This window comes from Nocardioides sp. Soil777 (genome assembly GCF_001428425.1).
Lineage (GTDB): Bacteria > Actinomycetota > Actinomycetes > Propionibacteriales > Nocardioidaceae > Nocardioides > Nocardioides terrigena.
Map to the genome: position 1 here is coordinate 19788 of NZ_LMSN01000020.1, position 22240 is coordinate 42027.

At 73.4% G+C, this 22240-nt stretch carries 18 protein-coding genes; 9 read left to right on the forward strand and 9 right to left on the reverse strand.

All coding sequences use genetic code 11. From position 1 onward, the window contains the following. Positions 1-62 precede the first annotated feature (62 nt). Entirely contained in the window at positions 63-731 is a 669-nt protein-coding gene (locus ASG88_RS20440) for a response regulator transcription factor (protein WP_056889312.1), read from the reverse strand. Positions 732-802: 71 nt separating this feature from the next. Here ASG88_RS20440 and ASG88_RS20445 point away from each other — a divergent pair, with 71 nt between their 5' ends. From ASG88_RS20445 to ASG88_RS20460, 4 genes are read left to right on the forward strand one after another with little or no spacing between them, the layout of a single operon-like run. After that, complete coding sequence (locus ASG88_RS20445; protein WP_235534942.1) at positions 803-1702, forward strand: ABC transporter ATP-binding protein; 900 nt, start codon at positions 803-805, stop codon at positions 1700-1702. Next, positions 1699-2334 carry an ABC transporter ATP-binding protein gene (locus tag ASG88_RS20450; protein ID WP_056889313.1) on the forward strand — a complete coding sequence of 212 codons (636 nt, stop codon included), beginning with the start codon at positions 1699-1701 and terminating at the stop codon, positions 2332-2334. Before ASG88_RS20445 ends, ASG88_RS20450 begins: the two co-directional genes overlap by 4 nt. 19 nt (positions 2335-2353) lie before the next feature. Next, positions 2354-4693, forward strand: a complete 2340-nt coding sequence (locus tag ASG88_RS20455; protein WP_056889314.1) for an ABC transporter permease — start codon at positions 2354-2356, stop codon at positions 4691-4693. Further along, entirely contained in the window at positions 4690-7764 is a 3075-nt protein-coding gene (locus ASG88_RS20460) for an FtsX-like permease family protein (protein ID WP_056889315.1), read from the forward strand. The genes ASG88_RS20455 and ASG88_RS20460 overlap by 4 nt, the downstream gene beginning before the upstream one ends. Positions 7765-7800: 36 nt before the next feature. Here the strand turns inward: ASG88_RS20460 and ASG88_RS20465 are convergent, their stop codons facing one another. Next, positions 7801-8511, reverse strand: coding sequence for a response regulator transcription factor (locus ASG88_RS20465; RefSeq protein WP_056889316.1), 711 nt, complete (start codon positions 8509-8511; stop codon positions 7801-7803). Between the two features lie 203 nt (positions 8512-8714). Between ASG88_RS20465 and ASG88_RS20470 the strand changes: the two genes are divergently transcribed. Further along, positions 8715-9788, forward strand: a complete 1074-nt coding sequence (locus tag ASG88_RS20470; RefSeq protein WP_056889317.1) for a glycoside hydrolase family 26 protein — start codon at positions 8715-8717, stop codon at positions 9786-9788. Here ASG88_RS20470 and ASG88_RS20475 read toward each other — a convergent pair. From ASG88_RS20475 to ASG88_RS20485, 3 genes are all read right to left on the reverse strand, one after another. After that, the gene (locus ASG88_RS20475; protein ID WP_056889318.1) at positions 9760-10452 is read right to left on the reverse strand and encodes a sortase; all 693 of its coding nucleotides are present in this window, start codon (positions 10450-10452) and stop codon (positions 9760-9762) included. The genes ASG88_RS20470 and ASG88_RS20475 overlap by 29 nt on opposite strands. A gap of 163 nt (positions 10453-10615) precedes the next feature. After that, positions 10616-11713, reverse strand: a complete 1098-nt coding sequence (locus ASG88_RS20480) for a glycosyltransferase (RefSeq protein WP_056889319.1) — start codon at positions 11711-11713, stop codon at positions 10616-10618. Between the two features lie 204 nt (positions 11714-11917). Continuing rightward, positions 11918-12853, reverse strand: coding sequence for a GNAT family N-acetyltransferase (locus ASG88_RS20485; protein WP_056889487.1), 936 nt, complete (start codon positions 12851-12853; stop codon positions 11918-11920). A 137-nt stretch (positions 12854-12990) separates the two neighbouring features. Between ASG88_RS20485 and ASG88_RS20490 the strand changes: the two genes are divergently transcribed. Then, the gene (locus ASG88_RS20490; protein WP_056889320.1) at positions 12991-14757 is read left to right on the forward strand and encodes a DEAD/DEAH box helicase; all 1767 of its coding nucleotides are present in this window, start codon (positions 12991-12993) and stop codon (positions 14755-14757) included. Between the two features lie 112 nt (positions 14758-14869). Here the strand turns inward: ASG88_RS20490 and ASG88_RS20495 are convergent, their stop codons facing one another. Continuing rightward, positions 14870-15439 carry a YceI family protein gene (locus ASG88_RS20495; RefSeq protein WP_056889321.1) on the reverse strand — a complete coding sequence of 190 codons (570 nt, stop codon included), beginning with the start codon at positions 15437-15439 and terminating at the stop codon, positions 14870-14872. A gap of 170 nt (positions 15440-15609) precedes the next feature. Further along, the gene (locus ASG88_RS23235; protein ID WP_157559865.1) at positions 15610-15753 is read right to left on the reverse strand and encodes a hypothetical protein; all 144 of its coding nucleotides are present in this window, start codon (positions 15751-15753) and stop codon (positions 15610-15612) included. Positions 15754-16148: 395 nt separating this feature from the next. Here ASG88_RS23235 and ASG88_RS20500 point away from each other — a divergent pair, with 395 nt between their 5' ends. Beyond that, the gene (locus ASG88_RS20500; protein ID WP_056889322.1) at positions 16149-17588 is read left to right on the forward strand and encodes an NAD-dependent succinate-semialdehyde dehydrogenase; all 1440 of its coding nucleotides are present in this window, start codon (positions 16149-16151) and stop codon (positions 17586-17588) included. Positions 17589-17663: 75 nt separating this feature from the next. Here the strand turns inward: ASG88_RS20500 and ASG88_RS20505 are convergent, their stop codons facing one another. Together ASG88_RS20505 and ASG88_RS23240 are read right to left on the reverse strand one after the other, a co-directional pair. Continuing rightward, on the reverse strand, positions 17664-19187 hold the full coding sequence (locus ASG88_RS20505) for a glycerol-3-phosphate dehydrogenase/oxidase (RefSeq protein ID WP_056889323.1): 1524 nt from the start codon (positions 19185-19187) through the stop codon (positions 17664-17666). Beyond that, the gene (locus tag ASG88_RS23240; RefSeq protein ID WP_056889324.1) at positions 19184-19747 is read right to left on the reverse strand and encodes a TetR/AcrR family transcriptional regulator; all 564 of its coding nucleotides are present in this window, start codon (positions 19745-19747) and stop codon (positions 19184-19186) included. Before ASG88_RS23240 ends, ASG88_RS20505 begins: the two co-directional genes overlap by 4 nt. Positions 19748-19764: 17 nt before the next feature. Here ASG88_RS23240 and ASG88_RS20515 point away from each other — a divergent pair, with 17 nt between their 5' ends. Together ASG88_RS20515 and ASG88_RS20520 are read left to right on the forward strand one after the other, a co-directional pair. Continuing rightward, positions 19765-21336: an FAD-binding oxidoreductase gene (locus ASG88_RS20515; protein ID WP_235534943.1), complete on the forward strand. Its 1572-nt coding sequence runs from the start codon at positions 19765-19767 to the stop codon at positions 21334-21336. Further along, entirely contained in the window at positions 21333-22238 is a 906-nt protein-coding gene (locus ASG88_RS20520; RefSeq protein ID WP_056889326.1) for a diacylglycerol/lipid kinase family protein, read from the forward strand. The genes ASG88_RS20515 and ASG88_RS20520 overlap by 4 nt, the downstream gene beginning before the upstream one ends. Positions 22239-22240 lie beyond the last annotated feature (2 nt).

Here is a 22240-nt window from a genome sequence, read left to right on the forward strand (position 1 = left end):
AGATCGTAGGCGCGCCCGAACAGCCCGGGCGATTCGCGGACCGCGCGGGAGAGGCAGGGAGATCAGGCGGTGCGCTCGCCGTTGGTGTCCTGCGCCACCGAGCCCATGACGCGCACCCGGTCGGCGCGCAGCCCGTGCGCGACGCCCCACAGGACCGCCTTGGAGCGGCTGTCGACGTCGATCTTGCGGTAGCAGGACCGGATGTAGGACTTGATCGAGTTGACCGACAGTGACGTGCGGTCGGCGATCTCGAGGTTGCTCAGGCCCATCGTGATGAGGGACAGCACCTCGGCCTCGCGGGCGGTGAGGCCCTCCTCGCGACCGGGCCAGTCGCCGCCGACGAGGCGGTTGCCCTTGGGGGCGGGGGAGACGATCACGCGCCCGCCGGCGATGGCCTGCAGCGCGTCGACCAGCTGGCCGGCGGTGAGGCTCTTGGAGAGGTAGCCGGAGACGCCCTGCTCCATCGTCTCGCGGGCCAGCCAGGGCTGGAAGTTCCACGTGTAGACGACGACCTTGCCGATGCGCGGGTTGGCGAGCAGCCGGGAGACGCCCGGGCCGTTGCCCTGCCCCATGCCGAACGTGTCGTACAACGCGATGTCGACCTCGTTGACGATGTTCTTCTGGGCGGCGAGCTCGACGATCTCGATGCGGTCGCCGTAGTTGCGCAGCATCGCATCGAGGCCACGGACGACGACTTCGTCGTCGTTGACGAGTGCAACGCGGATCACCATGGCAGCACCATACGACGGCGACCGGGCGGTATGTTGAAATCGGTCGTAGTTCAGGACGAGGGGGAGGCCAGGTGCAGGACCACGCGCTCGCGACGCCGATGGGCGGCGCGGCACCGCCGGCGGGCGGTCTCGGAGTCCGCTGCGAAGGGGTCGTCCACCTCTACCGCACCTTCGGCGGCCACGACGTCGTCGCCCTGCGCGGTGTCGACCTGGCGATCGCCCCGGGTGAGCGGGTTGCCTTCCTCGGCCCCAGCGGCTCCGGCAAGTCGACCCTGCTGACCCTCCTCGGCGGCATCCAGAAGCCCAGCGCCGGGCGCATCTTCCTCGGCGACGAGGAGATCTCCCGGATGGGCGAGCGCTACCTCGCCCGGATCCGCTCCCGCAGCGTCAGCACGATGCTCCAGGGCGCGACCCGCAACCTGCTGCCCTACGCCACCGCCCGCCAGAACATCGGCTTCGCCCGCCTGTCGCTGTCCGGCGCCGAGCGCCGGGACGCCATGCTCGACAGCGAGCTGCTGGGCCGCGTGGGCCTCGAGCAGCAGTCCGACCAGGTGGTCTCGACCATGTCCGGCGGCCAGCGCCAGCGGCTCGCCCTCGCCTGCTCGGTGGCCACGTCGCCGCGGCTGCTGCTCGCCGACGAGCCGACCAGCCAGCTCAGCCACGAGGACCGCGACCACGTCCTCCACCTGATCCACTCGCTCGGCGACGACTTCGGCACCACGATCGTGGTGGTCACCCACCAGCCCGAGGTCGCCGCGACCTTCCCGCGCACCGTCACCATGAAGGGTGGGCGCGTCGGCTCCGAGGGCCGCGAGGGCTCCGAGTACGCCGTGGTGGGCGAGGACGGCGTCCTGCACCTGCCCGCCCACGTGGCGGCGGAGTGGCCGCCCGGCACGCTGGTGCGCTTCGAGGAGGACGAGCACGGTCGCCTGCTCGTCAGCCGCTCCGACGGAGAGGGCACGCCCGCGTGAACGACCTCGTCCTCGACCACGTGACCTACGTGGCCGGTCGCACCCTGCTCGACGACGTCTCGCTGACGTTCCCCGCCGGCCGGGTCACCGCGCTGTCCGGGCCCAGCGGCTCGGGCAAGACCACGCTGCTCTCCATCGCCGGCGGGCTGCTGGCGCCGACGTCGGGCACGGCGTCGTACGACGGCGCCTCGACGTGGACGGGCACCGGCGACCCGCGTCCCGAGGTCGCCTTCGTCCTGCAGGTCTACGGCCTGGTCCCCATCCTCTCGGCCCGGGAGAACGTCTCGATCGCGCTGCGCGCCCGCGGCGTGGCACCCGCCGACGCCGACGAGCACGCCGAGGCCGCGCTGGCCAGGTTCGGCATCGCCGACCTCGGCGAGCGCCAGGTGGAGGAGCTCTCCGGCGGCCAGATGCAGCGCGTCGCCTGCGCCCGCGGCTTCGTGGTCGGTGCCGGCATCCTGCTGGCCGACGAGCCGACCTCCGAGCTCGACGAGGGCAACCGCGGTGTCGTCCTCACCGAGCTGCGCGAGGAGGCGGCCCGCGGTGCGGTCGTCGTCGTCGCCACGCACGACCCGGCCGTGGTCGAGGCCTGCGACGTCCACTACGCGCTCGACGAGGGCCACCTGGTGTGACCGGACCGAAGGTGGCGGGATGACCCGCCTCGTCCGGGGCGCCTGGAGCCGCCGGGGCGCCCTGACGACCCTGGTGCTGATGACCGCCGTGGTGGTCGGCGGCGCCGTCGGCGTGCTCGGCTTCGCCGCCGCGGCCGGCACCTCCCGGCTGCTGGCGGCCCCGCTGCTGCTGCTCGGTGCGGTCGCCGTGCCCAGCATCGGCGCCGAGCTCGCGGCCGCCCGCCGCGAGGAGATCGGCCTGGCCCGGCTGCGCGGCATCCACGGCACGCGGCTGTGGCGCTTCCTGCTCGTCGAGCCCCTCGGCGCCATCGTCGTCGGCACCGCGCTGGGCGTGGCGCTCGGCGCCGGGGTGACGGTCGCGTCCACGGCGCTCTGGCTCGGCGACGCGGCTGACCCGCTGGACCGGACCACCCTGCTGACCGCCCTCGGCACCGCGCTCGGCGGCCTGGCCATCGTCGTGGTGTCCTCCGTCGCGGCCCTCCGTGAGCCGCTGGCGGTCCAGGTCGCGACCCGGCAGCGGCCCCGGCGCGCCACCACCGTGGCGGTCTTCCTGAGCGTCCTGGTGATCGTGGGCGCGGGCGTCGCGGCGTACCGCTCCCGGGCGGGGACCACCGACGACCCGGACGCCCTCGTCCTGCTCGGCCCGGCGCTGGTCGGCCTCGCCCTGGGGCAGGTGGCGATCTGGCTGCTGCGCCTCGGCGCCCGGATCGCGACCGGTACGACGGGCGGTCGCGGCATCGCGCCCTTCCTCGCCACCCGCCGCCTCGCCCGCGCCGACGACCTGGTCACCCCGCTGCGCCTCGTCGTGGCGGCCGCGGTGGTGGCCACCCTCGCGGCGACCGGCGCCGCGGCGGTCGACGACTGGACCGACACCGAGTCGCGGATCGCGGCGGCCGGCCCGACCGTCGTCCCGGTCGAGGGCGGAGCCCGCGGTGCGCTGGCCCTCACCCGCGAGCTCGACCCCGAGGGGGACCACCTCATGGCCACCGCCGTGGTGCCCAACCTCGACCGCCTGGCGGAGCGGCGCGCCTACGTCGACGCCGACCGCTTCGAGTCGGTGGTGGGCGAGTTCTACGACGGCACCCCGGTCGCCGACGCCGCCCGGGCCGTCCCCGACCTCGCCGCCGACCTGCCCGACGTCGCATTGCAGGGCGACACGCTCACCGTCGACGCCCGGGTCCTCGAGATGGGCGACGGTTCGACGATCGGACTGGGCCTGGAGGTCGTCTACGTCGGCAACGACGACTCGCGGCAGTCCGCATCCCTCGGTCTCACGCTGAGGAGTGCAGGCGCGCAGGCCAGCCGCACGGTCCGGCTGCGCGGCTGCGCCGACGGGTGCCAGCTCGTCGGGATGTCCGTGCGCCGGCTCTACGGTGCGGGCACCAACGTGTTCAACCTCGACCCCGAGGACTTCGTCGTGCTCCTCGAGCGGGTGGCGGTCGGGGACCGCGACCTCACCGACCTCGCGTGGCGACCCGACGAGGGGTCCATCAGCGCCAACGAGAACAACCGGTTCTTCAACGACCTCGTCGACCCGCTGCGCCGGATCACGGCCAACCGGACCGACGGCCTCGAGGTCGCGCCGCTGCCCGAGGGACCGACGGAGCTCGTGCTCACCGCGTCCGGGCTCCCGGTCCGCCTGCTGTCGGCCGACCTGGAGGACCCCGTGCCCCTCGATCTGGGCAGCAGCGAGCGTCCGGCCGACCCCCTGGGCTCGTACGCCGCCCTGCCGCTGGTCGGCTCGGTCGGCGTGCTCACCGACCTCACCGCCTCGTCGGTGGCGTCGGGTCCCACGGTGCCGAGCGCCGAGTCCGGCATCGTGGCCGCCGCGGACACCCCCGACGAGCTCCTCGACCGGCTGGTCGCGGCCACCGGCACGGAGCCGCGCTCGCTGGAGGACCTCCGCGAGGAGATCGGGACCGCGGCCGGCGCCGACCAGGCCCGCGCCTACGTGTTGATGGCCGGGGCCTGCGTGCTGGTCGCGCTGCTCGCCCTGGCGGCCGGGGTGGCCCGGCACCTGCGCAGCTACCGCCACGACGTGGCCGCGCTGCGCGTCCTCGGCATCGGGGTGGCCACCGCCCGGCGCGCGGGTCGCGACGAGCTCGCGTCCCTGGCGGTGCTGGTCCTGCTGACGGTCACCGTCGGCGGCTGGCTGGCCGTCGAGCTGCTCCTCGGCGGGCTCCCGCTGGTCACGCCCCCGCCGGCGGCGCAGCCCCTCGACACCTCGGCCCGGACCCTGGCGCTCGTGGTGCCGGCCGTCCTCGCCGCGGCGGCCGTGCTCGTGGTGGGCGGGCGGGCCCGCGTCGTACGTGACGCGACCACGCGACCCTCCCTGCTGCGGGACGAGGAGCGACGATGATCCAGCTCCTCGGCACCGTGCTGCGCGGCCTGCGGGCGCGCGCCCTCCTCAGCGTCGGCTCGATCCTGCTAACCGCGCTCGCGGTCGGCTCGGCGGTCCTCGGCCCGATCTTCGCCGAGGCGGTCACCAGCTCGTACGTCGTGACGCGGCTGCGCGAGGCGCCTGCGGCGTCCACCGGCCTGACCCGGGTGCTCGAGCTCCAGTCCCAGCTCGCTCCGCAGGCCGCCCGCGACCTCGCCGTCGAGGAGTCCGCCGCCCTCGACGAGGGACCGTGGGGCGAGGCGACCACCACGCTCGTCTCGGAGCGCTACAGCGCGCTGCGCGGGGTGGTGACCTTCTGGTCGCGCGAGGACGTCTGCGGCGGCCTCGAGGTGACCGGCCGCTGCCCGAGCGCGCCCGGCGAGGTCCTCATGCTCAACACCGACGCCGAGCGCAACGGGGCGGTCATCGGGGAGCCGCTGGAGCTGTCGATCTTCGAGCCCGGCGAGATCGAGGGCCAGTACCCCCGCTCCCCGGTCGACGAGGTCGTGGTGGTCGGCACCTACACCACCCCGCAGTCCGACGACGTCTGGTCGCGCCCGACCCTGCTCACGACCACCAACGAGCAGTCCAGCCTCACCGGCGGCTACCAGCCCTACCAGCCGGCGCCGCTCATCACGACGTCGGACACGATGGCCTCGCTCGGCCCCGATCAGTGGACGGTGCGCGTCGACACCCCGCTCGACGTCCCCGCCGACCTCACCCGGGCCGACCTCGACGCGGCCGCGGAGACCGCGGCCGGCCTGGACTCCAGCACCGAGGTGCCGGGCGGCACGCTGGTGGGCGTCCCCGACGTCAACAACCTCGGGGCCGTCCGCGACGAGGTCCGCGAGCAGCAGGCCACCGCCCGCGCCTCGATCGCGCCCGCCGTGCTGTCCCTCGTCCTCGTCGCCCTCGCCCTCCTCATGCGGCTGCTCATGGCCGCCAGCGAGATCCGGGTGCCCGAGCTCGCGCTGGCCTCGCTGCGTGGCGTCTCGTCGCGACGGCTCTGGGTGCTAGGCCTCTCCGAGCCGCTCGTGGTGCTCGCCGTCTCCGCACCGGTCGGGGCGGCCCTCGGGCTCGGCATGGGCTACGGGCTGACGCAGGCCTGGCTGGTCGAGGGGCTGCCCCTGCCCGTGCCGTGGGTGAGCTGGGCGGCCGCCGCCCTCGTGCTCGCCGCCGCGGTGGGGGTCGCGGTCGTCGCGGTCGGGCTGGTGGTGCGCGACACGCTCGCCTCCCAGCTCTCCGGCGTACGCCGCCCGCAGGCCACCCGCCGCTGGTCCGTCGTCGCCCAGCTGGCGCTGGTCGCACTCGCGCTCGCCGTCCTCTTCTCCAAGCTCGCCTCGGGCACCCAGAGCGACCCGGACGCCACCGACCTGGTCCTCCCGGTGCTGCTGGCCATCGTCGCCGGGCTCGCGGCCACCCGGCTCACCGCCTGGCTGGCCACCTGGTGGACCCGCCGCCGCCCGCACACCCGCTCGCTGAGCGGCTTCGTCTCCGCCCGGGCGATCTCGCGGCGCCAGGAGGGCACCCTGGTGATCCTGCCGCTGACCGCCGCGATCGCAGTCGCCGTCTTCGGGGCGGGCGTCTACGACTCCGCCGCCACGTGGCGCGCCAGCGTCGCTGCCACCGCGTCGCCCGGCGAGGTCACCTGGAGCTCGCCCCTGTCGCTGCGCGACACCCGCGACCTGACCCGGCGCATCGACCCCGACGGCGACTGGGTGATGACCGCCGCCGAGGTCCAGAACCCCGGCGCCAACTTCTCCATCGTCGACGCCGACCGGCTCGCCACCATCGCGGTGTGGCCGCCCACGTGGTCGCCCGCCCGGCCCGTCGAGGAGGTCGCCGAGAGCATCGAGACCGCCGGGGACGTCCCGTCGCTGGTGGGCCGGCGCCTGTCGATGACCATCGACAACCGGGCCCGGACGTCGAGCCCGCTCAACGTCGAGGTGCGCCTGGGCTCGGTCGGCGGCACCCCCGAGCGCGTCTACCTCGGGCCGTTCCCGCGCGGCGAGCACACCGTCTCCGGACGCCTGCCACGCACGTGCGCCACCGCCTGCCCGCTCGAGGGCCTCACCCTCGGCGGCGGCGCCGGCACCACGATGGAGATGGACGGCGAGGCCAGCGTGCTCGAGATCGCCGTCGACGGCGCCCGCGTGGACGAGGCCATCGACGGGGCGGGATGGGTCCCGGCCCCCGACTCCCAGGCCGCCAGCTCGATCGCCGACATCAGCGCCGACGACGGCTCCATCGACCTCGTCCTCGACTCCGCCGGCCGGCCGGCGATGGCTCGCCTCACCTCCGGCGGCATCGCGCTCAAGCGGCCCGCGGTCCGCGGCGTGGACGTCTCCGACGAGGCGATCGAGAGCCTGGACGGGTCCTCGGTCATCGGGGTGGAACCGCGGGGCACCGCCGAGGGCCTGCCCTTCGTCGGCCCGACCGGCCTCCTTGTCGACTACGCGTCGTTCATCACCGACCGGCCCGTCTACGACAACCTCTTCGAGACCCGGGTGCTGATGCGCGACGAGGCCCCGCAGGAGGTCCGCGACGCCCTCGAGGAGTCGGGGCTGACCGTCGAGACCACGCTGGCGACCGAGCAGCGCGTCCTCGACCAGAGCGCCTACGCGCTCGCGCTGCGGCTGTACGCCGTGGTGGCGGCGCTGGTCCTGCTGATGGCGCTGGCCGGCCTCGTCGTCTCGACCGCGGTGCAGCTGCCCGCGCGGCGACGGGACGCCGCGGCGCTGCGCGTGGTCGGCGTACCCCGCCGCTCCGTGATGTCGGCGGTGGCGCGCGAGTTCGTCGTGGTGCTCGGGGGAGCGGCGGTCGCGGGCATCCTGGCCGGCTCGCTGGCGCAGTACGTCGTGCTGCGCACCATCACGCTGGGCTACGTCGAGGCCCTGTCGACGCCGCGGCTCGTCGCGGAGATCTCGCCGGCACGGCTGCTCGCGCTGACCGCCATCGCCGCGGTCGTGCTCGGCGTCGCCGCCTTCATCAGCGCCTGGCTCACCGTGCGCGGGGCCCGGGGGTCGACGCTGCGCGAGAACGCGCGCTGATCACCCGTCGGCCCCGTCCGCGTGGTCCGGGTCCCTTCAAGCGGCGTCGAAGCGGAAGCCCACGCCGCGCACGGTGCGGATCCAGCGCTCCTCGCCGTGCTCGCGCAGCTTGCGGCGCACGTTGGCCACGTGCACGTCGACGAGGTGCGTGTCGGTGGCGTGCTCGGTCTCCCAGACCTCGCGGAGCAGCTCGTTGCGGCGCATCACGACGCCGGGCCGGGTCGCCAGGGCGGTGAGCAGGTCGAACTCGGTGCGGGTGAGCTCGACGGGTCGGCCGTTGACCTCGACGTCGCGGGCGTGGCGGTCGAGGACCAGACCACCTCCACCCTCGATGCGGCCGTCGCGGTTGACGCTCGCGGGCCGGGGGGCGGCCGACGAGGAGCGCGGACGGCGGAAGAGCGCGGCGATGCGGGCCTGCAGCTCGCGGGGCGAGACGGGCTTGCCCATGAAGTCGTCGGCGCCCGCCTCGAGGCCCAGCAGGAGGTCGATCTCGTCCTGCCGCTCGCTCACGAACACGATGTAGCAGTCGCTCGAGGACCGGATGCGGCGACAGACCTCGAGGCCGTCGATGTCGGGCAACGTCAGCTCCAGGACCACCAGGTCGGGCTGCACGTCGTCGAGGTGCGCCAAAGCCGTGCGACCACGAGCCGCGGTCGAGACCTCGAACCCAGCGCGTTGCACGGCGTCGCTGATCGTGTCCCTCGTGCCGGCGTCGTCGTCGACGACGAGGGCAGAACGGTATTTCATTGACTTCCCCCCGGAAGGTGTTGCAGCGGACCTATCCTGCCTCATCGGACAAGGGTCGAACGTATTCGTGGCCCTCGCTGGGGAAAGACGAGCCCGTGGGCGCCTTGTTACGGCGTAGAGACAGATTTGGCAAAACTGTCACCATGTTGACGATTGGTTGACATAGTTCCCGCCGTCCCCCCCTGCTACGAACGGGAGCAGCCATGACGGCAGTTGCCGGGTCCCCCCCGCCCCGCACGATCGAGAGCGTCGACACCGCCGCCGACGCGCGGCGGGACCGCGCCGAGGACCCGCGCGCCCCCCGCCGCGCGAGCACCCGGGTCATCGTCGTGGTCGCCCTCGGACTGGTCCTGCTGTCCACGGTCTTCACGTTCACCGGGGCGGACGCCGCCAAGGCCCGCGACCCGCTCCAGCGGCACGTCCGCTTCGGCGCCTGGGTCGAGGGGATGACCCTCGAGCCCGCCCGCCTCGACGCCCTCGGCCGCAAGCTCCGGACCGACGTGGCCGTGGCGTCGTACTACTGGGGCTACGGCGACGTCTTCCCCGCCGGCCCCGAGCTCGCGCACAGCCGCGGCGGCACGCGCGACGTGCTGCTGTCCTGGGACATGGGCGAGACCCGCTTCGTCGAGTGGAGCGGCGGGCAGCACGACGCCTACCTCGACCAGATCGCCGAGGCCGCGCTCGCCTACCCGTACGACGTGTACGTCCGCCCGTGGCCGGAGATGAACGGCGACTGGCAGTCCTTCCAGCCGACCCGCGACGGCGCCAAGGCCCACGGCGGCACGCCGCAGGAGTTCGTGGCGGCCTGGCGGCACGTCGTCGACCACCTCCGCGCGGCGGGCGTCGACAACGTCAAGTGGGTCTTCAACCCCACCGTCGACACGTACGCCGAGACCACGAGGGTCGACGACATCTGGCCCGGCGCCGGGTACGTCGACGTGCTCGGGCTCGACGGCTTCAACTGGGGCCAGGACTCGCTGTGGGGCGAGTGGCGCGACTTCACGTCGGTCTTCCGGACGCAGTACCAGCGGCTGACCAGGCTGCACCCGTCCGCCCCGGTGTGGATCTGCGAGGTCGGCTCCAAGGAGCCGCGACGCCACGACGGCGCCCCCCGCGACCGCCGGCAGAGCAAGGCGCGATGGATCAAGGACATGATGACGGCGCGCGCCTTCCCCCGGATCGACACCGTCGTCTGGTTCAACGAGGCGAAGGAGCGGGACTGGCGGATCGAGTCGTCGCGGTCGTCGCTCAGGGCGATGCGACAGGCCCTGCGCTGACCGCAGCCGCGTCGGCCGCACTGACCCGACGGTCTCCGCGGTCCACGACCGGGGTGGAGCGCCCGTCGACGACGACGTCGGCGAGCTCGGCGACGGCGATGAGCCGCTTGGACGAGCCGTACTTGGGCCAGCAGGTGGTCAGGGTGAGCTTGCGTCCCGGCAGCGGGTCGAGCACGTGGTGCGCGTCGGCCGCGACGATCCACGGCTCCTTGACGATCTTGTAGACCCAGGTCGTGTCGCCCTGCGACACCTCGACCCGGTCGCCGTCGCGCAGCTCGTCGAAGTCGATGAAGGGGTCGCCGTGGCCGGCCCGGTGGGCCGCGATGGCCGCGTTGCCCTCCTCGCCCGGCATCGGCGTACCGGCGTAGTGCCCGGGCCCGAGGTCGAGCGCGGGCTCGTCGGTGCCCTCGACGACGGCCCACTCCCAGTCGTCGCCGAAGCGCGGGATGCGCAGCTCGGCGAAGGGCTTCTTGTACGCCGACCGGCTCGCCACGGGCACCGGCACGTCCTTGCGGACGACCGGGCGCGGCGCCGTCCCCAGGGAGAGCTCCTGCTGGAGCCCCTCCTGGGAACGGTCGGTCCGCCAGTCGTCGTAGCCGAGGCGCAGGAGCACGGCCCCGGCCACGAGGCCGAGGATCACGACGAGGGCGAGCAGGCGACGCATGGTCAGCCCTGACGCTTGGGCAGGATCCGTCCGACGGCCAGGAAGGCCGCGATGATCGCGAAGCCGGCGAGGAACAGCCACATCGCGTCGAACCAGATGGACGCGCCCATTCCGGTCACGGCGAGGGTTCCCCCGCCAGCTGCACCGTTGTTGTACATGTGAATCACCACTTTCTCTCGGTGCCCAGGAAGGCCTGGGCGAATGCGCGGGCCTGGACGGCCTGCAGGAAGATGTCGAAGACGAACTCGATGACGACCGGAGCCGCCAGAGCCATCTGGCGGACCCCACGGGCCCGCACGGTCACGACCCGCTCGAGGGCGAAGACGCCCGTCAGCGCGAGCCAGAAGGGGTGGAGCGTGAAGCCCACCCCGACGGCGGCCACGAGGCTGCCGACGTAGAGGAGCGTGGCGAGCACGCCCAGGAAGCTGAGGAGCTGGCGACCCCAGTAGCGCAGGGTGACCCGGGTCCAGCCGTAGTCGACGAGGTTCTCGATCGCCCCGCGCTTCCAGCGCAGCCGCTGGTCGGAGAGGGCGCGCCACGTGGGCATCACCTCGGTCTCGAGGGTGCACGCGGCGGGCGCGAGGATGCTGTAGCCCAGGTGGAGCAGGGCCAGGGAGAGCTCGTTGTCCTCGGTGAGGACGCGCAGGTCGTAGACCGACCCGGCGCCGGAGTTGTCGGGCAGGCGTCCGTCGCGACGGGCCGCGATGACCTCGCGCAGCACGCTGACCGGGAAGACCGACGCGGTGCCGGTGAGCACCAGGGCCTTGCCGCGGAGGCGGCGTACGTCGCGCTCGTAGCGGGCGTACTCGTTGCGCTGGAACGTGCCGACGAGGCCGCCGCCGGGGCCGCCGCGGAACGTGCCGCCGACGCCGCCGAGGCTGCTCTCGCGCAGGTTGGCGCGAGCCACGGCGAGGAACTCCGGGTCGAGGGTGCAGTCGGAGTCCATGACCAGCACCTGGGCGTGGTCGCCCATCGTCGGCAGCAGCAGCTCGAGCACCTGGTTGAGGGCGCCGGCCTTCTTGTGGCTGTTGTCGACCGTCTCGTGGACCTCGACGCCGCGCTCGCGGGCGATCTCGATCGTGCGGTCGGTGCAGTTGTCGGCGACCACGATGATGTGGTCCGGCGGCCGGGTCTGGTCGCGCAGCGAGTCGAGGGCCGCGCCGATCGACGCCTCCTCGTTGTGGGCAGGCAGCAGCGCGACGAGCGGACCCACGGGCCGCACGGTGCCCTTGGTGACGGTGCTGCTGACAGCACTGCTCATGGCACCGCGGCGCGCGGTCGTTGTGGTCGTACCCCCGGTCTTCACATAGAACTGATCGATCCAAACGGGCGAATCGAACGCGTTTTCAGAGTTTCTGGTTGAAAACTTGATCTAGTTGCGGGGTTCTTGACAGTCCCTTGACACCTGCGTGGACGTCGTGACGCGGGACACCCTGACACGGGCCCTCCCACGGATGGGGGAGGCTCACGCAAGCCGCACGGCGCGGTTCACCCAGGTGGCGACCGAGCGCATCCCGACCCTCTCGTAGAGACCGAGGGCGCCGGTGCGGGAGTCGGTGCTCAGCTCGGAGACGCTCGCGCCGTGCTCGCGGGCCAGCCGGAAGCTGTCCACCAGCAGGGCCTGGGCCAGCCCCCGGCCGCGCTGGTCGCGGCGTACGGCGAGGCGCGCGACGTACGCGACGCCGCCGGGCGCGACGTGGACCAGCGACACCCCGACCACCGCGCCCCCGCCGTCGGTGAGCACGCGCAGGTTCCACGGCTCGAAGCCGGGCCGCTCCACCAGCGATGCCCGGAAGTCCTCGAAGGGCTCGCGGTCGCGCACCGACCACTCGAGGAACGCGTCCTCGAGGACGTCGTGCGCGGCCCGCATGTCGGCGTCGGTGGCCGTGCGGACGGCGTACCCCTCCGGGAGCTCGCGCTCGGGGACCTCCGTGCCCGGGGGCAGCTGGAGGACCCAGCTGGTCCAGCGCACCTCGTAGCCGAGGGACGCGAGCAGCCGGTCGCCCGGGCCGCCCTCGGGGACCGGGTTGCCGACCACGGGGGAGCCGAGCCGGCGGCCGAGGTCGCGCAGCCACCAGGCCAGCCAGGTGCCGATGCCGCGGCCACGGTGGGAGGGCAGCACCGCGGTGTCGGCGCGGTCGACGCCCATCAGCTCGCCATACCCGACCAGCAGGTCGCCGTCGAGGACCGCCACCGAGCGGGCCGCTAGGTCGTGGCTGGGCTTGGCCCAGTCGCCCACGATGTCGGCCTCCTCGATCTCGACCGTGCCGAGGTCCTCCTGCTCCTGCGCGGCCATCAGCGCGAAGACGATGCCCGAGTCCTCGCGCTGCAGCGGGCGGGTGGTGAGGCCGGCGGGCAGGGCCGGGGCGGGATCGGTTCGGGGGTCGGCGATGCTCGTCATGCGGTCCATGATGCGACCGTGGAGGAGCCGCCGTCGCCCCATTATCAGAGGGCTGCGCGCCGTCGTCGGGCGGACGTGACGGACGTCGCCGCGACGACGAATCGGGTGCCCGTTGCACGACCCACTACCGTTAACGGGTGGTTGACGATACTTCCCCCGCCCCTGTCGATGTCGAGCAGCAGTCCTTCGCCGACCTCGGACTCGCCCCCGCAGTGCTCAAGGCGCTGTCGGACGTGGGTTACGAGACGCCCTCGGCGATCCAGGCGCAGACCATCCCGCCGCTGATGGAGGGCCGCCACGTGGTGGGCCTCGCGCAGACCGGCACCGGCAAGACGGCGGCCTTCGCGCTCCCGATCCTGTCGCGTCTCGACCTGTCGCAGAAGACCCCTCAGGCCCTCGTCCTCGCGCCCACCCGTGAGCTCGCGCTCCAGGTCTCCGAGGCGTTCGAGAAGTACGCCGCGCACATGAAGGGCGTGCACGTGCTGCCGATCTACGGCGGCCAGGGGTACGGCGTCCAGCTCTCGGCCCTGCGCCGCGGTGTGCACGTCGTCGTCGGCACGCCCGGCCGGATCATGGACCACCTCGAGAAGGGCACCCTCGACCTCTCCGAGCTCCGCTTCCTCGTCCTCGACGAGGCCGACGAGATGCTCAAGATGGGCTTCGCCGAGGACGTCGAGACGATCCTCGCCGACACCCCCGCCGAGAAGCACGTCGCGCTGTTCTCCGCGACGATGCCGGCCCAGATCCGCCGCATCTCCAAGAAGTACCTCGCGGACCCGGTCGAGATCACGGTCAAGAACAAGACCACCACCGCGGCCAACATCACCCAGCGCTACCTCATCTGCTCCTACCCGCAGAAGGTCGACGCCCTCACCCGCATCCTCGAGGTCGAGAACTTCGAGGGGATGATCGTCTTCGTCCGCACCAAGAACGAGACCGAGCTGCTCGCCGAGAAGCTGCGGGCCCGCGGCTTCTCCGCGATGGCCATCAACGGTGACGTGCCGCAGGTGCAGCGCGAGCGCACGGTCAACCAGCTCAAGTCGGGCAAGCTCGACATCCTGGTCGCCACCGACGTGGCCGCGCGCGGCCTCGACGTCGAGCGGATCAGCCACGTCGTCAACTACGACATCCCGACCGACACCGAGTCCTACGTCCACCGCATCGGCCGCACCGGCCGCGCCGGTCGCAAGGGCGACTCGATCGCCTTCGTCACGCCGCGCGAGAAGCACCTGCTCCGGGCCATCGAGAAGGCCACCCGCCAGCCGCTGACCCAGATGCAGATCCCGACCATCGAGGACATCAACTCGACGCGGCTCTCCCGCTTCGACGACTCGATCACCGAGGCGCTCGGCAGCGACAAGCTCGACTTCTTCCGCGACGTCGTGGCCCACTACGTCAACGAGCACGACGTGCCCGAGGCCGACGTGGCCGCCGCCCTGGCCGCCGTCATGCACGGCGAGCAGCCGCTGGTCCTCGACCCGGCGTCCGAGCCGCAGCAGAAGGCCTTCGACACCCGCGAGCAGCGCCCCGAGCGCGGCGGCGGCAAGAAGCCCGAGCGGCGCCCGCGCGGGCGCACCGACGTCGACATGGCGTCGTACCGCATCGCCGTCGGCAAGCGCCACAAGGTCGAGCCGCGTCAGATCGTGGGCGCGCTGGCCAACGAGGGCGGCCTCTCCCGCGGAGACTTCGGGCACATCGACATCCGCCCGGACTTCTCCCTCGTCGAGCTGCCCCGCGAGCTGCCGGCCGGCACCCTGGACAAGCTCTCCGGCACCCGCATCTCGGGCAAGCTCATCGAGATCCGCCTCGACGGCGGCCCGCCCTCGCGGCGGGCCGACTCCCGCGCTCCCCGCTCCTCCGAGGGTGGCGACGAGCGGGCGCGGAAGCCGCGCCACAAGGGCTGAGGGCTCCGCCCCTGACATGCAGCGAGCCGGCCACCCGCACGTGAAGTGCGGGTGGCCGGCTCGGGTGCTTCGTGCCGTACGCCGAGTGGTCAGGCGGACGGGCGGGTCGAGATCAGGCGGACTTGATCGCCGAGATGTCGAACTCGAGCTTGATCTTGTCGGAGACGAGGACGCCGCCGGTCTCGAGCGCGGCGTTCCAGGTGAGGCCGAAGTCCTTGCGGTTGACGGTGGTCGCACCCTCGAAGCCGACGCGGACGTTGCCGAACGGGTCCTGCGCGGAGCCGGTCTCCTCGAAGTCGATCGTCACGGACTTGGTGACGTCCTTGATGGTGAGGTCGCCGGTGATGGCCCAGTCGGAGCCGTCGCGCTTCACGTCGGTGGAGACGAAGCGGATGGTCGGGTAGGTCTCGACGTCGAAGAAGTCGCCGGACTTGAGGTGGCCGTCACGGTCGGCGCTGCGGGTGTCGACGGTGGCGACGTCGATGGTGAGGTCGACGCGGGAAGCGGAGGGGTTGGTGGCGTCGACGTGGGCGGTGCCCTCGAAGCCGTTGAACTGGCCGCGGACCTTGGTGACCATCGCGTGGCGGGCCACGAAACCCAGCGTGCTGTGCGAGGGGTCGATCGTGTAGTCGCCGGTGATGTCGTCGATGGCGGTGGTGGGGGCGTCGAAGGTGTCAGTCATGGTGTCTCCCTTGGTCGGCCGGGGCCGGGTAGTTGGTAGAGGATTCAACTAACCTAACCGTACCGCGGTCCGTTTTGTTCCGCCACCGGGCAGGAATCTTCGAGAAGCGCCGGAAACGACGAGGAGCCACCGGCCCGGTCGGGCGGTGGCTCCTCGTGCAGGTGACTGCGTCAGGCGGCGTGCGGCGCGTGCGTGGCGATCCGCGGCGGCGCCCAGCGTGCCTCCATGTGGGTGCGTCCGGACTCGTCCGTGACTGCGACCCAGTGGCAGACGAGCCCCTCGGTCGTCCCCGTGGTCATCGTGTGGTCCCTCATGTGACACCTCCCGTTCACTTTCTGTTCACGAAGAGTAGCCGATCCCCATCCGCGCGCCAAGACAACGCCGAAATCGGTCGTGTCGCTCCACCTCGCCGCGTGTCGCGGGGGCCAGTCCGGGGGTTGCGCTCCACCCTCCGCCTGACGAGAACGCGTCGGGCCCGGCGTACGACGACGCATCGCGGCGTGAGGGCGCGACGTGAGGAGGGGCCGGACGCAGACGAACCCCTTGCTGCATGGGGTCAGCAAGGGGCTCGCGGCAGAACTGTCCCACCCGCAGGGGCGGGGTGTCCCGATCTTGCCGAGATCGTGAAACTGGTCAGGACCGGTGCCCCTCCGGGGCGTCGCGGTCCAGACCGGACGCCGCCCGTCAGCGGGTCTGGCACGATGAATTCATGAGTGATCAGCCCGAGTTGTTGTTCATCGACGGAGAGTGGCGAGAGGCCAACGACGGCCGGCGGTTCGCGGTGGAGGACCCGGCCGACGGGTCCGTCCTCGCGCGGGTAGCCGACGCGGGTGAGGTGGACGCCGCCGACGCCCTCGAGGCCGCCGTGGCGGCCCAGGCCGGGTGGGCCGCGACCGCCCCGCGCGAGCGCGGCGAGCTGTTGCGCGCGGCGTACGAGCTGATCATCGAGCGCACCGACGAGTTCGCCCGCACCATCAGCCTCGAGATGGGCAAGCCGCTGGCCGAGGCCGCCGGTGAGGTGGCGTACGGCGCGGAGTTCTTCCGCTGGTTCGCCGAGGAGGCCGTGCGCATCCACGGCCGCTTCATGAGCGCGCCCGACGGCAAGAGCCGGCTGCTGACGCTCAAGCGCCCGGTCGGCCCGTGCCTGTTCGTGACCCCGTGGAACTTCCCCCTCGCGATGGGCAGCCGCAAGGTCGGCCCGGCGCTCGCCGCCGGGTGCACCGTGGTGGTCAAGCCCGCCGAGCAGACGCCGCTCACCATGCTCAAGCTGGCCGACCTGCTGCGCGAGGTGGGGGTGCCCGCCGGCGTGGTCAACGTGGTGCCGACCAGCGACGCCGCGGGCGTCGTCTCCTCCCTGATGGCTGACGACCGGCTGCGCAAGGTGAGCTTCACCGGCTCCACCGACGTCGGCAAGATCCTGGTCCGCCAGTCGGCCGACAACCTCCAGCGCGTGTCGATGGAGCTCGGCGGCAACGCGCCGTTCGTCGTCTTCGAGGACGCAGACGTCGACGCGGCCGTCGCCGGCGCCATGATCGCCAAGATGCGCAACATGGGGGAGGCCTGCACCGCGGCCAACCGCTTCGTCGTGCACGCCGACGTGGCCGACCGCTTCGCCACCGCGCTCGCGGAGCGGATGGGCGCGATGACAGTGGGCCGTGGGCAGGACGACGGCGTGCAGGTCGGGCCGCTCATCGACTCCGACGCCGTCGACTCGGTCACCCAGCTGGTCACCGACGCCGTGCACGACGGGGCGAAGGTCGTCACCGGAGGCACGGCGACCGGAGGCCCCGGCCACTTCTACCCGCCGACCGTGCTCACCGACGTGCCCGCCGAGGCGCAGATCAACAAGGTCGAGGTCTTCGGGCCGGTCGCGCCGATCACCACCTTCACCACCGAGGAGGAGGCGGTCGCCGCGGCCAACGCCACGGAGTACGGCCTCGTCGCCTACGCGTGGACCCAGGACCTGGCCCGCACCATGCGCCTCCAGGAGTCGCTGCAGGCCGGGATGATCGGCATCAACACCGGCCTGGTCTCCAACCCGGCGGCGCCGTTCGGCGGGGTCAAGGCGAGCGGCTTCGGGCGCGAGGGGGGCTTCGAGGGCATCGAGGAGTACGTCGACACGGTCTACGTCGCGCTGCCGGCCGGCTGATCGCACCCCATTTCCGGGGTAGTCCGTGACGAACGGACCCCCGGAAGTGCGGACCAGGGGTCCGTTCGTCACGGACTACACCAGCTGGGAGGCGAGCTCCAGCGCGCGCCGGGCCAGCGGCTCGGCGGCCGCCCGGTCGACGGGGACCAGTCCGACGCGGGTACGCCGGTCGAGCAGGTCGTCGACGTCCACCGCGCCCTCGTGGGTCACCCCGAAGACGAGCTCGGCCAGCGTCACCGGCACCCGGTCGGAGACCGGGGCCAGCAGCTCGTCGTCGCCCAGGCCGGTCCGTCGGGCGGTCGCCAGGACGAGCGCGGCGTCGGTGCCGTAGCGGCGTACGAGACGCGCCGGCAGCTCGAGCCGGGCGAGCTCGTCGCGGGGGGCCGCGCCGAGCAGCGGCGTGGTCGCGGTGACGCACCGGCCGGCGGAGAGGTCGCCGTGCGCGACGGCGGTGTCGACGGCGTCCTGCGCCATCCGCCGGTACGTCGTGAGCTTGCCGCCGACGACCGTCACCAGGCCCGTGGGCCCGGTCAGCACGGCGTGCTCGCGGGACAGGTCGGAGGTGCGACCCGGGCCGGCGTCGAGGAGGGGGCGGAGTCCGGCGAAGGCGCCGATGACGTCCTCGCGGCGCAACGGCCGGGCGAACGCCGCCGCCACCACGTCGAGGAGGAACCCGATCTCGGCCTCGCTCGGCTCCGGCACGTCGGGCAGCGGACCGTCGACCGGCTCGTCGGTGAGGCCCACGTAGACCGTGCCGTCGGGCTGCGGCAGCACCAGAGCGAAGCGGTTGGTCTCCCCGGGCACGGGGGCGGTGACCGCCACCGTGAGGCCGGGCAGGGTGTCGGCACGCAGGACCAGGTGGGTGCCGCGGCTGGGTCGCAGCGTGATGTCGGCGGCGAGGTCGCCGGCCCACACCCCGGTCGCGTTGACGACCGCCCGCGCGGTGACGGTGCGGGTCACGCCGGTGAGCTCGTCGCGCAGGTCGACGCGCGTCCCCGTGGCGGCGGTGACCCGGGCGCGGGTGCGGACGTGGGCGCCGTACGACGCCGCGGTGCGGGCGACCGTGGTGACCAGCCGGGCGTCGTCCTCGAGCTGGCCGTCCCACGAGAGGAGGCCGCCCCGCAGGCCGTCGCGGCGCAGCGCGGGCGCCATCCGGAGCGCCTCGGTGGCCGACACGCGGCGGGGCGCGGGGAGGGTCTCGGCGCCGGTGTGGGCCGAGATGCGCAGGGCGTCGCCGGCCCGCAGGCCGAGGCGGGTCAGACCGGCCTGGAAGCGGGAGACGCTGGACATGAGCGGCACCAGCATCGGCAGCGGCCGGGTGAGGTGCGGGGCGGTGACCTCCATCAGGATGCCCCGCTCGACGGCGCTCTCGTGGGCGACGCCGACCTGGCCGTGGGCGAGGTAGCGCAGGCCGCCGTGGACCAGCTTGGACGACCAGCGCGACGTGCCGAAGGCGAGGTCGTGGGCGTCGACGGCGAGCGTGGTCAGTCCGCGGGTGGCGGCGTCGAGGGCCACGCCGGCGCCGGTGATGCCCAGCCCGACGACGACCAGGTCGACGTGGTCGGGGAGGTCGTCGAGGCCGGCGCGGAGGTGGGTCACGGGGCCAGCACCCTCGCGATGACCTCGCGTGCCTCGGTGTACAGGTCGTCCTCCGTCACGTCGTCGTCGACCATGGTGTGCCCGCTGAGCACGAAGCCGTGGGCCGCCAGCACCAGCGACCTGGCGATCACCGGCGGGTGCCCGGCGCGGATGGTGCCGTCGGCCTGGCCGGCGCGGACGGCGCCCTCGATGAGGTCGAGGATGAGGTCCTGCGAGCGGCCGCGCCGGTGCAGCAGGTAGGGCAGGAGGAGCTCGGGGTCGAGCTCGACGATCCGGACGAACAGCTCGTTGTCGCGCAGCGCGCGCACGGTGTCGAGGACCCGGTCGGCGATGTCGGCGTCGGGATCCCCGGCCGTCACGATGCCCGCCCACTCGCGGGTCATCAGGTCGCCGAGCAGTCGGCCCATGTCGGGCCAGGTGCGGTAGATGGTCATCCGGGAGACGCCCGCACGGCGGGCGACCTCGGTGAGCGTCGTACGCCGCCAGCCGACGTCGAGGATGAGGGCGCGGGCCGCGTCGAGGTAGCCGTCCTGGGGACTGTTGTGACGAAGTGACGTCATGTGTCACAGTGTAACGCATGACGTCTGAGATGCACCCCCAGCGCTGGGGCGACCCGGCCGCCGCCGTCGCGCTGCCGGACACCGCCCGTGGGCTCGTGGAGCTCGCGTTCGGCGGGATCCGCGACGCCTCCGCCGTGGCCGCGCCGGCGGACGAGCTGCCCTCGCTGGACGACGCGCTGCTCGACGGGCTGCGGGCGGTCGTCGGTGCCGAGCATGTGCTGACGGACACCGCGACCCGCGCCCTGCGCACCCGCGGGAAGTCCACGCCGGACCTGCTGCGCGCCCGCGCCGGCGACCTCACGGACGCGCCCGACGTCGTCGTACGACCTGCGGACGCTGCCGAGGTGGAGGCGCTGGTGGCCTTTGCCGTCGAGCACCACCTCGCGCTGGTGCCGTTCGGCGGCGGCACGTCGGTCACGGGCGGGCTGGTCGCCCGTCGGGAGGGGTTCGCCGGGGTGGTCAGCCTCGACCTGGTGCGGCTCGACCGCCTGGTCGCCGTGGACCCCGTCTCGATGACCGCGACCCTCGAGCCCGGCCTGCGCGGTCCCGCCGCCGAGGCGCTGCTCGCCGAGCACGGGCTGACGCTCGGGCACTACCCGCAGTCGTTCGAGCACGCCTCCATCGGCGGCTTCGCCGCCACCCGCTCCAGCGGCCAGGCCAGCGCCGGCTACGGCCGCTTCGACGCCCTGGTCGTCGGGCTCACCGTGGTGACCCCGTCCGGTGTGCTGACCCTCGGCTCGGCGCCCGCCGACGCCGCCGGTCCCGACCTGCGCCAGCTCGTCCTCGGCTCCGAGGGCACCCTCGGCGTGATCACGTCCGTCACGGTGCGGGTGCGCCGGCTCCCCGCCGTGAAGGTGTACGACGGCTGGCGCTGGCCGTCCTTCGCCGCCGGCTCCGACGCGATGCGGACCCTCGCCCAGGCCGGCCTGCTGCCCACCGTCATCCGGCTCTCCGACGAGACCGAGACGGCGATCAACCTGGCGGACCCCGACTCGATCGGCGCCGGTGGCGACGCGGGCTGCCTGATGGTCGTGGGTCATGAGGGGGAGCCCTCGGCCGTGGCCGCTCGTCGGGCCGCGGTCGCGGTGGTGCTCACCGGACTCGGCGGGACCGACCTCGGGGAGGAGCCCGGCCGGGCGTGGGAGCACGGCCGCTTCCACGCGCCGTACCTCCGCGACTCGCTGCTCGACGTCGGCGTGCTCGTCGAGACGCTCGAGACGGCGACCTTCTGGTCCCAGCGGCAGGGGCTGTACGACGCGGTCCGGGCCGCGCTGGTCGGCTCGCTCGGTGAGGGCGCGCTGGTGCTGTGCCACGTGTCGCACGTCTACGAGACCGGCTGCTCGCTCTACTTCACCGTGGCCGCCCGGCAGGCCGAGGACCCGCTCGCGCAGTGGGCCGCCGCCAAGGCCGCGGCGAGCGACGCGATCATCGCGGCCGGCGCGACGATCACCCACCACCACGCGGTCGGCACCGACCACAAGCCGTGGTTCGCCCGGGAGATCGGGCCGGTCGGCGTGCAGGTCCTGCGGGCGGTCAAGGACTCGCTCGACCCGACCGGCGTGCTCAACCCGGGGGTCCTCATCCCGTGACGACCTCCTTCGCGTTCCTGGTCAACCCCGCGTCGGGTGGCGGGGCCGCGCCGGGTGCCGTTGTCCCGGTCGCCCGCCGCCTGCGCGACGCCGGGGCGACGGTCGAGGTGACCTACTCACCCGGCCCGCAGGCCACCCACGACCTGGTGGCCGCCGCGGTCGCCCGCGGCGACGTGGTGGTCTCGGTCGGCGGCGACGGGATGCTCTGCTCGTTGGCCGGCGAGGTGGCGCGCCTCGGCGGGACGCTGGGGATCGTGCCGGCGGGACGGGGCAACGACTTCGCGCGGATGCTCGGGCTGCCCGACGACCCGCTGGCGCAGGCCGACGTGCTGCTCGCCGCTGCCACCCGCCGGGTCGACCTCGTCTCGTGGGCGGTCGGCGGCGTCTCCCGCGTGGTGGCCGGGTCGGTCTACGCCGGCGTCGACGCCCGGGCCGCCGCGATCGTCGACCGGGTCCGCTGGCTGCCCGGGCCGGTGCAGTACCCCTACGCCGCCGTCCGCGCCCTCGCGACCTACCGGCCCGCCCGCTACCGCGTCGTCGTCGACGGGGTCGTCGGCGAGTACGACGCCGCGACCGTCGTCGTCGCCAACTCCCGCTACTACGGCAAGGGGATGGCGATCGCGCCCGCCGCCAGCCTCGACGACGGGCTGCTCGACGTGGTCGTGATCGAGGCCGCGTCCAAGCGCGAGCTGATCCGGTCACTCCCGAAGGTGTACGACGGCTCGCACGTCGCGCTGCCCGAGGTCACCGTCCTCACCGGGGCGCGCATCGAGCTGTCCGCCGACGCCCGGGTTCCGGTGCTCGTCGGGGGTGACGGCGAGCCGCTCGGGGTCCTCCCGTCGCTCGCCTCGCCGCCGGCCGTGGCCTCGGTGCTGCCGGGGGCGCTCACGGTCATCGCCTGACG

Excerpts from the sequence above, each read along its gene's own strand:
- ASG88_RS23240 (WP_056889324.1), bottom strand. The coding sequence starts at position 19,747 with ATGACGTCACTTCGTCACAACAGTCCCCAGGACGGCTACCTCGACGCG.
- ASG88_RS20500 (WP_056889322.1), top strand. The coding sequence starts at position 16,149 with ATGAGTGATCAGCCCGAGTTGTTGTTCATCGACGGAGAGTGGCGAGAG.
- ASG88_RS23235 (WP_157559865.1), bottom strand. The coding sequence starts at position 15,753 with ATGAGGGACCACACGATGACCACGGGGACGACCGAGGGGCTCGTCTGC.
- ASG88_RS20460 (WP_056889315.1), top strand. The coding sequence starts at position 4,690 with ATGATCCAGCTCCTCGGCACCGTGCTGCGCGGCCTGCGGGCGCGCGCC.
- ASG88_RS20515 (WP_235534943.1), top strand. The coding sequence starts at position 19,765 with ATGACGTCTGAGATGCACCCCCAGCGCTGGGGCGACCCGGCCGCCGCC.
- ASG88_RS20475 (WP_056889318.1), bottom strand. The coding sequence starts at position 10,452 with ATGCGTCGCCTGCTCGCCCTCGTCGTGATCCTCGGCCTCGTGGCCGGG.
- ASG88_RS20455 (WP_056889314.1), top strand. The coding sequence starts at position 2,354 with ATGACCCGCCTCGTCCGGGGCGCCTGGAGCCGCCGGGGCGCCCTGACG.
- ASG88_RS20485 (WP_056889487.1), bottom strand. The coding sequence starts at position 12,853 with ATGACGAGCATCGCCGACCCCCGAACCGATCCCGCCCCGGCCCTGCCC.
- ASG88_RS20465 (WP_056889316.1), bottom strand. The coding sequence starts at position 8,511 with ATGAAATACCGTTCTGCCCTCGTCGTCGACGACGACGCCGGCACGAGG.
- ASG88_RS20440 (WP_056889312.1), bottom strand. The coding sequence starts at position 731 with ATGGTGATCCGCGTTGCACTCGTCAACGACGACGAAGTCGTCGTCCGT.
- ASG88_RS20480 (WP_056889319.1), bottom strand. The coding sequence starts at position 11,713 with ATGAGCAGTGCTGTCAGCAGCACCGTCACCAAGGGCACCGTGCGGCCC.
- ASG88_RS20495 (WP_056889321.1), bottom strand. The coding sequence starts at position 15,439 with ATGACTGACACCTTCGACGCCCCCACCACCGCCATCGACGACATCACC.
- ASG88_RS20470 (WP_056889317.1), top strand. The coding sequence starts at position 8,715 with ATGACGGCAGTTGCCGGGTCCCCCCCGCCCCGCACGATCGAGAGCGTC.